Consider the following 13,682-nt stretch of genomic DNA (forward strand, 5'->3'; position numbering starts at 1 on the left):
CGAGTTAAATCGTTAAGAGGAAATCAAATCATTCTGTAAAGGGGGATTTATTCACCTCTTTGTTCTAATAGAGAGGTATATAGGTTATAATATAAGTAGAATTGGAGGGATTCCAATGACCTTTGATGTAAGAACATTGTTTCTCGCTAATATGATCATTTATGGTATCAACATTTTCGCCATCGCGATGTTATGGCAAAATAATGCAAACCGATATAAAGGCTTATTCCAGTGGTTGCTCTCGATTGTCCTAGTCTTTATCGGCAATTTACTCATCATGTTTAGAGGGTCGATTCCAGACTTTTTTTCAATATGGTTGGCGAATGTCATCATCATGATTGCTTTCCAAATCAATGTTTATGGGTTGGTTAAATTTTTCTTGCTTAAGTACCGCTTCTATTATCACGTGTTCTTTGGATTGTTCTATACGGCACTGTTCACATATTACACGTACCTTGAACCTAACCTTAATGCGAGAAATGGTCTCATTGGATTTTTAGGTCTGTTCACTTTTGGCAGTATGTTCATCTATATACACTTTGATTTGTCTGCTTATTTTAAACGAATAACTCGACAATTTGAAATCGTTTTAATATTATTCATGATTGGTAATTTGATTCGTATCATCTACGCCATCATTGACCCAACCCACCATGAAGATATCTTCCTGAATCACCCAAGAGATGTGCTATCAAACATTTTTGTTTCAGTATTCGCCATCATCTTACCGCTCGCTTTCATTATTCTAGTAAACAAGCGTGCGCTAGATGAAGTCGATGTCGAAGAAGCGAAATTTAAGAGTGCTTTCGATAATTCACCGGTCATCATGATCATTTCAAGGTTGTCATCTGGAGAGATTTATGATGTGAATAAAGCGTTTTTAGATACGTTTGAATTGTCACGAGATTTTGTCATAGGTAAAACGACTGCTCAAATCAAAATATGGGGTTCTGACAACCAAAGACGTGAAGAATTATTAAAAAGGATTGCGAAAAGGGAAGAAATAGAACACCAAGAAATGACCTTCTTCAAGATGAATGGTGACCCAGTTGAAACCATTTATTCTTGTCGTGTTATCCGCATGTTTGGCGATGACTTTTTATTATCCACAGCATCTGACACCACCCTGCTAGGCCGTGCGAAACGTGAGCTTATATACATCGCTACGCATGACGCTTTAACGGGACTACTCAATCGTCATGAGTTGGAGCACTACTACCAAGAATTGAAGGATATATATACCACAGAACTCAAACCATTTTCTGTCATTTTAATCGATTTAGATCGATTTAAAGCAGTTAATGATACCTACGGACACAACATAGGTGATGACTTGCTCATTTTAATTTCTAGGAAATTGTCATTGGTCTTTAAAGATCATTTTGTGGCAAGATTGGGCGGAGACGAGTTCATCATTCTATTAAAAAACCTAAACCAAGAAACTGAAATCATCAAATATATGATCAAGGCTAGAAATGAAATCACCAATCTTAAATCGATTGAAGATAAACCCATCGATATTGGCGCATCCATCGGATTCTCCATTTATCCAAAAGATGGTTTATATTTAGAGGATTTGGTTCGCCAAGCCGACAAGATGATGTATAAAGAAAAGGACTCGAAACGACGCGTATGAAACATGAATTTACAGTAACAAGCATCCTTGAGGATGCGAGAAAAAAACACGATGCGTTGATGGTTTTGGTTGAACAAAACGCATCCGTACCATTTTTATATATGGATCGTGATGAGAACATCAGAGATGTATTGTATCACTTATATGGCTGGCATCAAATCTTGTCGGATTTGATGACAAAGAATCCTATACCACCGATTGAACTCAGACCTGGTTATACCTGGAAAAACTTGACTGAACTCAACTACAAGATCAAGAAAGAAGCCGAATCATATACGCTTCATGAAGTCAAACACCTTTTCAATCAATCCCATAACCATTGGATGTCAAAGATAGCTCAGCTGTTTGATCATACGTTGAATGCTGCGGGGTTATACCCATTTACAGCGCCATCCAATTTGGGTGAATTCATCCATGAATGCATGGGTGGTCACTATCAATGGGCTATCCAAACCATCGAATTTCATTTAGGTGACCCGTACTTAAGACCTTTATTGGAAGGGTTTAAATCTTTACCAGAAGTTGAAGCGATTGTCTTAGGTGGATCCCGTGGAAAACAACAAGGGGATCATCTATCGGATTATGATATTTATGTGTACGCCACTAAACCAATCGATGTTGAAGAAAGAAGACGCATCATTGGTCCACACGTTTCTTTGATGGAGTATAACCATCAATTTTTCGAGACTGAAGATGATGGCGTCCTAAATAATGGCATCGGCATTGAGTTCATTTACAGAAATTTAGATGATTTTAAAGCCATGATGGAAAGACTGTTTAACGGACAAGTCAACCGTGGATACAGTACATGTTTCCTAGACAACTTACTGACCACCAAAATCATCTATGATAAAAAACGTGCCTATAAGTCCTTACAAGACACGTATCGTTTTATCGATAAAGCGGCGTTATATCAACAAGTGATTAGACAAAATATCCCATTACTATATGGCACTCAACCGAATTATTTCGATCAAATCGTAAAAGCAGTCAAGCGTCAAGATATCATCGCGGTGAATCACCGCTTAACCGAATACTTCAGTTTGTTTTTTGATACCCTGTTCGCCATCAATCAAATCAATCATCCGGGTGAAAAACGGATGTTAGAAAAAGCATTGAGCTTACCTAAACAACCCAAGGAATTGGAAAAAACCGTCGGAAAAGTATTCGATAATATCACTTCTGGTGACTTCTTAAAAGACCTTGAACAATTGACCTTAGACCTCATAAAACTAACCAAATAGATCAAACCCGAAAGGGTTTTTTCTTTTGTAAGAACGTATTAACAATCTTAGAATACCGCATAAAAAAGCGATATTATGTTACTTTGAAAATCAAATAGTTCGAAATTCAAAATAAAGTATCAAAAAATGCTTTGAAGTTCTTAATAAATGTGCTACAATGAGCGTGGTCTGTCCGAATGGATGGAGAGTGAACGTGAAAGGGGGATCTTTTTTAGATATGAATAAATCACTGTTACTCAAAGTTTCAAAATCCGTTTTACTTGGCTTGTTTGCGTTAGGTTACTTTTTACCTTTCGTGGTTGGTAAAGCCATGGGTGCTGACTACAGCGACTCGTTATGGAATGTTCAAGATTTCGCAACCCGTCTAGGTAGCACTTCAGATTCACCGCTTTTATTGGTCGTATTATCCTTATTGGTGAGCGTTGCTGCAGTTGTGGTGTTCTTTTATAAAGAATCACTCAGCAGATATGTCCACTTAGCCGCAGTTGTTGTGGGTTTAGGCGTTGTTTTGTACGTTTATTTCCAAGTGTTCGTCGACAAGTCTGCAGCCCTTGAAGGTGCGATTGGTGCTGGTTTAGTCACCATGAGCTTAGGCTTGGGTGTTTACCTACAAATCGTATTCGCTTTATTGTCCTTAGTACTAGAATTCTTAGGCGAAAAAGTATTTTCATTCTTAAAATAGTTTAATCCAAGAAAAAAGGAACCTTCACAGTTCCTTTTTTTGTTTTTTTAGGCTGGAATGACAGACCCACCATAGGTTTCTGTGATGAAGTCTTTCACCGCTTGGCTGTTTAGAATTTCAGCGAGGGCTTGAATCTTTTCAGATTCGAGTAAGCCTGGTCTGACCGCTAGTACGTTGACATACGGGTTGTTACCAGTGGATTCAATGAAGATTGAATCTTCTAATGGGTTAAGGTTACCTTCTAACGCATAGTTGGAATTGATGATGTATAAATTAGCTTCTTTGGCATTATAAGCCGAAATCAAAAAGTCAGGCGCAACATTGGCACGAATGACTAAGTTCTTAGGATTCGACACAATGACTTCACTGAAGTTGATTGAAGCAGCCAAGATATCAAAGTTTTCAGCTAAGCCAATCAAACCCGCTTGTGCAAGTAAGTTTAAAGCACGGCCATGGTCTGAGGTTGAATTGGATAAAAGGATGGTTGCACCATCAGGAATGTTGGACAGTGAAGTGATGGTGTTGGCATATAAACCAATCGGTTCAATATGAACATACGAAGCGATGACCAAATTCTTATCTGGATTTTCATTGTTGTATTTGGTTAAGAATGGGACGTGTTGGAAGAAGTTCGCATCCGCATCACCAGCAGCGACGGCTGGATTTGGGAAGTAATAATCGGATGTGATGATGACTTCTAGGTTGTAGCCACGTTCTTTTAATAATGGTCTAGCAAATTCTAAAATTTCTGCGTGAGGAATGGATGTCGCGATGACTTTGATGGTCTTTTCATTGTTGTTACAAGCCGCTAACGTGAAGCTAGCGAATAAGACAACCAGTAAAGTAATGATTTTTTTCATTTGAATGTTCTCCTGTTATTGATGGTTTAATTTTTTAGATACATAATCTCCAGTAATTTGGATGATGAATACGAGTAATAAAATGGTGAAGATGGATAGATACATCAAGGTGTAATTGTTGCCAAACTTACCATTTTCATAAGCTAAAAATGCGAGTCCACCTGCCCCAATGACTGCGGCAGCAGACATGAAGCCAACCAACGTTACCAAGGTGAGGGTAAACCCTGAAACGAGTGGACTTAAGGCTTCCTTAAAGACAATTCGAATGATGGTCCATCGAGATGCACCCATCGATTTTAAGGCCTCTAACGTGTTATCACTCACAGACTTTAAGGCGTTATTGACGACCCTTGCGAAAAACGGTGAAGCTGAGACGATGAGTGCAGGTAATGCACCTCTTGCGCCTAACATCGTACCCACCAAGGCACGGGTTAGTGGTATCATCATGATGAGTAAAATGATGAATGGGATGCTTCTCGCAATATCGTTGATGGTTGACAATACACGATAAGCAATGGTTCGTTGAATACTGGGTTTGATGATGGCGTCATTATCTAAGATATAGATTAAAAATCCAAGGATTAAGCCAATCACCAAGACAAATGCACCTGTACCAAACGTTAAGAATAGTGTTTCATACAAAGCCTTGATAAATTGGTTCCAGTCATATGCATTAAGCATAACGGTTTACCTCCACTTGATGTGCTTTCAGATAAGCAATCGCGTCTTCGGTTTGTTGTCCAAAGAATTGAACATAGAGAAATCCAATGGTCTCTGATTTCAAAGCCAAGGTTTTCGCGTATTTGATATTCACATCAATATGAAATTGCTTGATACAATCCGATAGAATCGTATCGTTGCTATTCTTATGGTTATATACAAGCTCATAGATATCGGATTCAGTGGTCTCATATTTAAATGTTTGTAAAAGGGATTTGGATACTTCAGATTGTGGATGAACAAATAAATCTTTGATGGGGGTATCTTCAACGATACGGCCACCATCCATCACTACAACACGGTCACATAAGGCTTTTACCACTTCGATTTGGTGGGTGATAAAAACGATGGTAACCCCTGTTTGTTGATGGATTTGTTTGAGTAAATCGAGGATATCGGTCGCTGTTTTTTGGTCTAAAGCGGAAGTGGCTTCATCACACAACAATACTTTTGGGTGGTTGGCCAGTGCTCTAGCAATCCCAACCCTTTGGCGTTCACCACCGGATAATGATTTTGGATACATGTCTTTCTTATCGGATAGACCTACTAAAGACAACAATTCTAAAATGCGTTTGTCTTTATCCTGAGGGTATTTCGCAATATCTAAAGGGAGTTTGATGTTGTCATACACGGTCATCGAATGAATTAAGTTGAAATGTTGAAAAATCATGCCGATGGTGTGACGCATTCGATCGATTGCCTGTTGCTTATGCAAATCGAGGTCATGACCATCAATGCTGACGACACCTTTACTAGGTTCAATGAGCCCATTGATGATGCGCACCAATGTGCTCTTTCCGGCCCCACTATACCCCAAAATACCCACAATTTCACCAGGCTGGATGGTTAGGTTGACATCCTCTAAAGCGTGAAAAGTTGTTTTTTTATTGGGATAGGATTTAGATATGTGTTTAAGTTCAATCATGGGAATCTCCTTTTGAAACAAAAATGCCTATCGCTTCGCGACAGGCATGTATTTATGATTATATGCGTCCATCGCTTATAGCTTTACCACCGTGATTGTTCCGGTTGGTAGACGTTCCTCGAGCTATATCTCTCCCGTCTTCTTGATAGTGATATTAAGTTAATCCAATTTTAGCACACCCATTATAAAATGTATACCCATATCCTAATGAAATCGCTTTTATGGGTTTACCATGGGATTCAAAATAAATGGGCTAATTATTTGAAATGAGCGTTGGGGATGTCTATACTAAGATTAGGGGTGATAGGATGCGAAAAGGATTATTTATTGCACACGTGGGTCTGGTATTATATGCAGTCTTCCACTTAATAACCAATTTCCAAGCGGGTACATTTTTATCGGATGTGGTATCGAATAACATCGATCCAACCCTATTCATGGTGTTCAATTTACTGGGGTTATTCCCGCTCGCGTTTTTATTATATGGTCTTAAATATCTAGAAATGAACCGAAAACAATGGGTATTTTTATCCATGGGATTCATGTTGGGTGGGTTTATGTTAACCATACCCTTCATAGAGGGTCAAATACAATCGAAAAAGGTATCCAAACGAACCCATATCGTCGCGTTGGTAGGACTCATCCTTTCTGTGATGACGATTGGCTACGGTATCATCTTAGGTGATTTCTCAGCTTACTATCAAGCTTTTCTATCTGATTCCTTTGTCCACATTATGACCATCGACTTTATATTCTTGTATGGTTTATCTATCTATTTATCCAAGATATCACATCAAAAATACTGGATTGCAGGGGTACCAGTCATCGGATTATTTTATCTATTATTTCAGGACACAGATTGATTTTCAATTTGTGTCTTTTTTGTAAGAAGCAAGTTTCTTGAATTTCAAAGTATATTTGATAAAATTAAATTGAATACAATTAATTGGAGGATAAGACAATGTCAATTTATGAATTCGAAGTCAAACGTTTAAACCAACAAAAAACATCATTAAGCAAGTATGAAGGCAAGGTATTACTCATTTTCAATAGCGCGACCAAGTGTGGCTATACCAAACAATACGACGCGATTGAAGCGCTCTATGAAAAATACAATAAGCAAGGGTTAGAAGTATTGGACTTTCCTTGTAACCAATTTATGAACCAAGCCCCAGAATCGAGTCAAGAAATCGATGCGTTTTGTAAACTCAAATTTGGGACAAAGTTTGAAACCTTCGACAAAATCGATGTGAATGGCAAAAACGCCGATCCTTTATTTAAATACCTACGTGCGAAAAAAGCAGTCGATTATCCAAAAACCAAATCGTCTTTATTAGATCGCATCCGTGGTGTCAATACAATCAAATGGAACTTCACCAAATTCTTAGTGGACAAACAAGGCAACGTCGTGTATCGATTCGGACCAAGTTTTACCCCAGAAGAAATGGAGTCTTTCATCAAGGAGTTGTTATAAATGAATTGGAAACTCGATGAACAATTGTGTTTCTTACTGTATGCGAGTTCGCGTAATGTGATCAAAGCGTATAAAGATATATTAGACCCGTTTGGCCTAACCTATACCCAATACATCACGATGATTGCGTTATGGGAACAAGACCATCAATTGGTCTCAGAACTTGGCGATAAACTACAACTCGATTCGGGTACACTGACACCTCTTTTGAAAAAACTCGAAAAAGATGGTCGTGTGACACGTGTTAGAGACCAAGAAGACCAACGAAAAGTATACATCAATCTAACCAAAGCAGGGAAAGATTTAGGGGTCGCTTGTCAGGTCGTGCCTGAGCGACTTTTACAATGTGTACAAATCGATTTTGACAAAGCAAAGCAGTTGTATTTTATCCTCAAAGGGGTATACAATGACTACCTCGAAGGAGACAAATCATGACCGAATTAGAAAAAAAAGCCTATATGCAAAAAGCGATTGACCTCGCACAACAAGGGGAAGGCTTCGTCAATCCGAACCCGTTGGTGGGTTCTATCATCGTAAAAGATGGCAAAATCATCGGTGAAGGTTACCATGAAAAGTATGGTGGACCACACGCCGAAGTGAATGCGTTTAATCACGCCACCGAGGATGTCGAAGGGGCAACGATGTTCGTGACCTTAGAACCATGTGCACACTACGGTAAGACACCGCCTTGTGCCTTAAAAATCGTTGAAAAGAAGATTAAGAAAGTCATCATCGCGAAAACCGACCCGAATCCGTTGGTCAACATGAAAGGGATTGAAATCCTCAAAAATGCGGGGATTGAAGTGGAATACGGTTTTATGAGCGATCAAGTCGAACTTCAAAATGAAATCTTCTTAAAATACATTCAAACCAAAAAACCGTTCGTTTCCATCAAATACGCGATGACCGCCGATGGCAAACTCGCGACTAAAAACCTCGACTCCAAATGGATTACCAACGAAGCATCGAGAGCTTATGTTCATGAGCTTAGAAATAAGCACATGGCCATCCTGGTGGGTGTCAACACCATCATCCATGATGATGCGAGACTCAATACGCGTTTGGATAAACCACACCGTAACCCAATACGCATCATCATTGACCCAGAACTCAGCATTCCAAGAGATGCCTATGTCATTAAAACTGCCACGGTTCAACCGACTTGGATCGTGACCAAAAAATACGAACAACGCTTGGTGGACCAAGGGGTTCGTATCATTCAAATGCCTGAGATTGATTTTGTTCAGCTAATGGACAAATTGGGTGAAGAAAAAGTCGACTCTGTCTTAATTGAAGGCGGTTCTTATACCCATGGGAAAGCCTTGGAATCAGGTATAGTCGATAAAGTATATGTATTCATCGCACCGAAACTCATCGGTGGTACAAAAGCACTCACACCGGTGGGTGGTGAGGGGGTCGCCCTCATGAGTGATGCTTATCAACTCAAAAACGTTAAATATACCCCATTTGGAGACGATATCCTGATGGAAGGTACAATCATAAAAGGAGCATAATCATGGACAATTTATTCCACACAGTAGAAGAAGTATTAGAAGATATTAAAGCCGGTAAACCAATCATCCTAGTCGATGACTACGATGAAGACAATACTGGCGATTTCGTGGTAGCCGCAGAAAAAATCAGTCAAGAGACCTTAGCATTGATGGAAAAGTATGCGAAAGGGATCATCAACATCACCACAGAAAAAGAACGTTTCCACGCCCTAGGCATTCAAGCCTTGTATGAACAAACCATCACCGCATATCAAACCGCGAAAGTGATGTCTGTTGAACTCAACTGTATCGGAGACCGTACAGAAAAAGCACTCAAAACGATTAAAGCGATTTTGAATCCAGATACCAAACCAGGTTCATTTTTCCAACCAGGGGTCATCTTCCCAATTCAATACCGTCAAGGTGGGGTCTTGAAGCGTGCAGGTCGCCCAGAAGCTTCGGTAGACTTCGCGAAACTCGCTGGTTTATACCCAGCAGGGGTCACTTCGATCATCTTAAAAGAATCTGGTGAACCTTACCGCTTATATGAACTTAGAGACTTAGCACAACAACTCGGTTTAAAATGGACGGCAGTTTCATCCTTAATTGAATTCCGTAAACGCAGTGAAAACTTCATCAAGCGTGCGGCAGAAGCGAACCTACCAACCTCACATGGTGAGTTTAGAATGATTGGTTTCGAAAACGCCATCAGTGGCGAACACCATGTCGCGTTGGTCAAAGGAGACATCAAACCTGGCGATGAAGTCTTGGTAAGAGTCCACTCTGAATGCTTAACAGGGGATGCATTCGGTTCGATGAAGTGTGACTGTGGTGAACAACTCCAAGCCGCTTTAGATAAGATTGAAAAAGCCGGCAAAGGGGTATTGGTTTATATGCGTCAAGAAGGCCGTGGGATTGGTTTAATCAATAAAATCAAAGCATATAACCTCCAAGATCAAGGCATGGACACCGTTGAGGCTAACCTCGCACTCGGTTTCGCAGAAGACTTAAGAGACTATGGTATTGGGGCTCAAATCCTCAATGATTTAGGTGTAACCAAAGTCAAACTCATGACCAATAACCCGTTAAAACTGTCAGGTTTAACCGGTTATGGCATTGAGATTGCTTCGAGAGAACCAATCCAACTCAACCACAACGAACGCAATGAATTTTATATGAAGACCAAGAAAGACAAAATGGGCCATATGCTCAAATTCAAGGAATAAATCATGGGGTACAAAACCATTTGTTTGGATTACGATGGTACCATCCATGATAGCATCCAAATCTATTACAAAGCGTTCTTAAAAGCCTTTGACTATTTGGTCCAACATGGCTATCAAGCCAAAAAAGATTGGACCAAAGATGAAGTCAAACGCTTTTTAGGACAAAACCCACCCGAAATGTGGGCTTCCTTTAAACCAGCTTTACCAGAAGAGATCATCGCGATTGTTTCTAAAATGATTGGCGAAGCGATGCGCGATTCGATTTTGAACCATGAAGGGGTTTTATTTGACGGGGCACTCGATACCTTAGCCTACTTAAAAGAAAAAGGTTATACCTTGGTATACCTTTCAAACTCCAAAAACTATTACATGGAAATCAATAAGAACGAATTCCGTTTAGACCGCTATTTTGATCAATTTGTATCTTCAGAAATGTATGGTTATATCCCTAAAAAAGATATTCTTGCGAAACTCAAAGACACACTCCCACAACCCATTTTAATGGTTGGCGACCGTATCCACGATATGGAATCGGGTCACGCCAATCAAATTGATACCGTGGCGTGTTTATATGGGTACGGTAAAGATGAAGAATTCATAGGGTCTACATATCAGATTGATGAAATTAAAGCATTGATAAAATTATTATAAGATTACGACTGTTTTAAACCCACTTTTATTGGTGAAAAACAGTCTTTTTCTTATTTTCACACAGGATTTCATATTATGATTAAAAATCATGTGAATTTTGGCTATATCTAGATCATCAAAAACAATTCATGTTATAGTGATATCATCTAAATCGATTGGAGTGATCGCTTTGAAAAAAATATATACGATTGTATTACTAATATCCGCTTTTTGGGTATTAACGGCTTGTCAATCTAGCGTAGGCAAATCCATCGACATTGCGGTGATTGCTGACGAGCATATTGAATTGATGATCTATGAGGACGAAGCGTTTGATCAGGTAATCAATGATCATACACTACACTTCCTAACGTCCGAAGACGAAAAAACCGATGAGACAACAACCATTTACTTTCAATTGATCTTTGAAGAAGGGTATGAACTCGATCAAATTGTTCAGGACGATACGCTATTAACCATCGTGACCTTAGATTCTGATTTGGGTCATTATGCAATCACAGTACCGGTTAAAAGCAGTCAAATCACTGTTACCAGCAAACTATCAGAAACCACCGAATTGGATAATGCATTTGAAGGCACATTTATTTTGGATGATCATGTTTCAGTGATTATTTATGAAACACAAACCAGCACAGAAGGTGAAGAAAGCCTAATCGGGGTTGCGAAAGATGGTACCACGGGTGAAATCCTCATCGATGGTGAAGGGCAAATCAACTTCAAAGTGGTATTAGACGAAGGATATGTGATCAAAGCCATCACCATCACACCAACCAATTATAAAAATTTAAAACTACCGACAGAACTCGGTGAAAACACCTATCGAATCACGAAAATTACCAGTGATATCACCATATCTATTACAACAAAATCCATCAACTCGACGTACAATGATTCTGAACCAACCTCGATTTATTTCAGCGAATCTAACATCACCGTTGACAATGATAATGGATTCGTTTCTATAGAGGGTAATGTCGTTACCATTACCAGTGGTGGGTCTTATTATGTTGAAGGAGTATCATCTGAAGGTTCTTTGATAATCAATGCGACTGATGAAGTATTCGATTTGGTTTTTGGGCATTTATCACTATCATCATCATTAAATGCACCCATTCAAATACTATCCGCAGATAAAGTGAATATCCGTATTCCTACAGGGATACAAGTCTTATTGAATGATTTAAGACCAATCCAAGTGAGTGAATCTGACGACACACCCAATGCTGCTTTATATGCCAATGAAGATTTAAATTTATCAGGTTCAGGTGAACTCGTTATCCAAGCAACCTACAATAATGGCATTGGTACCAAAGACGATTTAATCATTGATGGGTTATCAATCACGGTAGTTTCTGCCAACCACGCCATTAAAGGTTCAGATTCAATCACCATCACTAGTGGTACATTTGTCCTCACGGCTCAAGGTGGAGATGGGTTAAAAACATCGAATTCAGACGTGTCTAGCAAAGGCAATCAACGAGGAACGATTACCATTTCAGGGGGCACATTTGTTATAAATGCAGCCACAGATGGTATCGATGCAGCGTATGATGTGGTGATTGAAAACAATCCTACAATTCATATCTACACCTCAACCACTTACGCATCCAATGTAAGCACGCCCGTTGAAAATACCAATGATATCTTATATATCAGAGTACCGTCTAATTTGTATAATGCCAACTATCGTTACGCGGTTTATCAAGAAGATGCAGCATCGAGTATTGGCACGTGGGTCAATGCATCTTTAATCGGTCAAGTAAACATATCAGGACGATTCTATTATTTGTATGAAGTCAGCTTAGATGCATCCCTTGATTATTTTACGATTTATCGATTCAATATATCTGCCAGCAATTCGACGACCACGTTTGTGTCCAAGTCCGAAAAAGCAAAATGGAATGACAATTATAATATGACGACACTTTCGATTTCCGGTACATCCATCACTTATAGTTTTGGCCTATACGCAACATCAGGTTTAGAATATTCCGCTAAAGGCATTAAAGCAGACAATGAAATTCGCATTGCTGGTGGGGTTATTCACATTCAATCCTATGATGACGCCATTCACGCAAATAACGATGTTTTATTAGAAAATGGGGTAAACGGTACAGGCAATGTAACCATTCAAGGCGGGACCATTGTAATTACCACCAAAGATGATGGCATTCATGCGGATCAATCGGTGCTCATCGCTGGTGGTGCGATTGAAATCGTCACCTCGTATGAAGGTATCGAAGGCAATGTCGTTAAAATTACCGATGGTATCATTAAATTGTTTTCTACCGATGATGGAATCAACGCGACATCAGGTAGTCTTTCTCCAAAAGTAGAAGTTACCGGTGGTTATCTTGAAATTTCGGTCGGTACTGGGGACACAGACGCGATTGATTCAAATGGTAGTTATGTTCAAACCGGTGGATTTGTGGTTTCCATGAGTGCACTTTCTGGTGGTATGGGTGGTGCATTGGATACCGATGGTTCAGTCAGTATTTCAGGCGGTACATTTATTGGTATTGGTTCAAGTGAACATGTCCCAAGTTCAACTGGTAATAACCGTTCTACAGGGTCCATGACCGTCAGTATCACACCTGGTACATATGTGGTTAAGGATAACAATGGACAAATCATTTTAACATTTACGACCTCAACATATACGTATAACAGATTGTTCATCACATCTGATCAGTTGAAACAAGGCACGAGCTATACATTGTATCGTGGAGAAACCAGTGTAAAAACATGGACTCTATCTTAAAAAAATAACA

The 13,682-nt window shown here is 39.4% G+C and carries 13 protein-coding genes; 10 read left to right on the top strand and 3 right to left on the bottom strand.

The features are described 5' to 3' along the window. Positions 1-115 precede the first annotated feature (115 nt). The 3 genes from N7548_RS03395 to N7548_RS03405 all read left to right on the top strand — a co-directional run bounded on the left by N7548_RS03395 (position 116) and on the right by N7548_RS03405 (position 3,562). Entirely contained in the window at positions 116-1,636 is a 1,521-nt protein-coding gene (locus tag N7548_RS03395; RefSeq protein ID WP_263608021.1) for a GGDEF domain-containing protein, read from the top strand. Next, positions 1,633-2,880, top strand: a complete 1,248-nt coding sequence (locus N7548_RS03400; protein ID WP_263608022.1) for a ClbS/DfsB family four-helix bundle protein — start codon at positions 1,633-1,635, stop codon at positions 2,878-2,880. Before N7548_RS03395 ends, N7548_RS03400 begins: the two co-directional genes overlap by 4 nt. A 217-nt stretch (positions 2,881-3,097) precedes the next feature. Then, positions 3,098-3,562 (top strand): hypothetical protein, encoded by a 465-nt coding sequence (locus N7548_RS03405; protein WP_263608023.1) that lies wholly within the window; start codon positions 3,098-3,100, stop codon positions 3,560-3,562. A 47-nt stretch (positions 3,563-3,609) separates the two neighbouring features. Here N7548_RS03405 and N7548_RS03410 read toward each other — a convergent pair whose 3' ends face one another. From N7548_RS03410 to N7548_RS03420, 3 genes are read right to left on the bottom strand one after another with little or no spacing between them, the layout of a single operon-like run. Then, complete coding sequence (locus N7548_RS03410) at positions 3,610-4,422, bottom strand: MetQ/NlpA family ABC transporter substrate-binding protein (protein WP_263608024.1); 813 nt, start codon at positions 4,420-4,422, stop codon at positions 3,610-3,612. Positions 4,423-4,437: 15 nt separating this feature from the next. Continuing rightward, positions 4,438-5,103, bottom strand: a complete 666-nt coding sequence (locus tag N7548_RS03415; protein WP_263608025.1) for a methionine ABC transporter permease — start codon at positions 5,101-5,103, stop codon at positions 4,438-4,440. Beyond that, positions 5,096-6,067, bottom strand: a complete 972-nt coding sequence (locus N7548_RS03420) for a methionine ABC transporter ATP-binding protein (protein WP_263608026.1) — start codon at positions 6,065-6,067, stop codon at positions 5,096-5,098. The genes N7548_RS03415 and N7548_RS03420 overlap by 8 nt, the downstream gene beginning before the upstream one ends. 308 nt (positions 6,068-6,375) lie before the next feature. Between N7548_RS03420 and N7548_RS03425 the strand changes: the two genes are divergently transcribed. The 7 genes from N7548_RS03425 to N7548_RS03455 all read left to right on the top strand — a co-directional run bounded on the left by N7548_RS03425 (position 6,376) and on the right by N7548_RS03455 (position 13,672). Next, positions 6,376-6,930, top strand: a complete 555-nt coding sequence (locus N7548_RS03425; RefSeq protein WP_263608027.1) for a hypothetical protein — start codon at positions 6,376-6,378, stop codon at positions 6,928-6,930. 98 nt (positions 6,931-7,028) lie between these two features. After that, positions 7,029-7,541, top strand: coding sequence for a glutathione peroxidase (locus N7548_RS03430; protein WP_263608028.1), 513 nt, complete (start codon positions 7,029-7,031; stop codon positions 7,539-7,541). After that, positions 7,542-7,976, top strand: coding sequence for a MarR family winged helix-turn-helix transcriptional regulator (locus tag N7548_RS03435; RefSeq protein WP_263608029.1), 435 nt, complete (start codon positions 7,542-7,544; stop codon positions 7,974-7,976). Further along, positions 7,973-9,055, top strand: a complete 1,083-nt coding sequence (gene ribD, locus N7548_RS03440) for a bifunctional diaminohydroxyphosphoribosylaminopyrimidine deaminase/5-amino-6-(5-phosphoribosylamino)uracil reductase RibD (protein ID WP_263608030.1) — start codon at positions 7,973-7,975, stop codon at positions 9,053-9,055. The genes N7548_RS03435 and ribD overlap by 4 nt, the downstream gene beginning before the upstream one ends. A 2-nt stretch (positions 9,056-9,057) precedes the next feature. After that, entirely contained in the window at positions 9,058-10,260 is a 1,203-nt protein-coding gene (ribA, locus tag N7548_RS03445; protein WP_263608031.1) for a GTP cyclohydrolase II, read from the top strand. A gap of 3 nt (positions 10,261-10,263) precedes the next feature. After that, the gene (locus N7548_RS03450; RefSeq protein ID WP_263608032.1) at positions 10,264-10,911 is read left to right on the top strand and encodes an HAD family hydrolase; all 648 of its coding nucleotides are present in this window, start codon (positions 10,264-10,266) and stop codon (positions 10,909-10,911) included. Positions 10,912-11,080: 169 nt separating this feature from the next. Continuing rightward, a complete protein-coding gene (locus N7548_RS03455) occupies positions 11,081-13,672 on the top strand; it encodes a carbohydrate-binding domain-containing protein (RefSeq protein WP_263608033.1) in 2,592 nt (863 codons plus the stop codon). The last annotated feature ends 10 nt before the right edge of the window (positions 13,673-13,682 follow it).

Origin of the sequence: Paracholeplasma manati (genome assembly GCF_025742995.1) — a bacterium.
Taxonomy (GTDB): domain Bacteria; phylum Bacillota_I; class Bacilli_A; order Acholeplasmatales; family UBA5453; genus Paracholeplasma; species Paracholeplasma manati.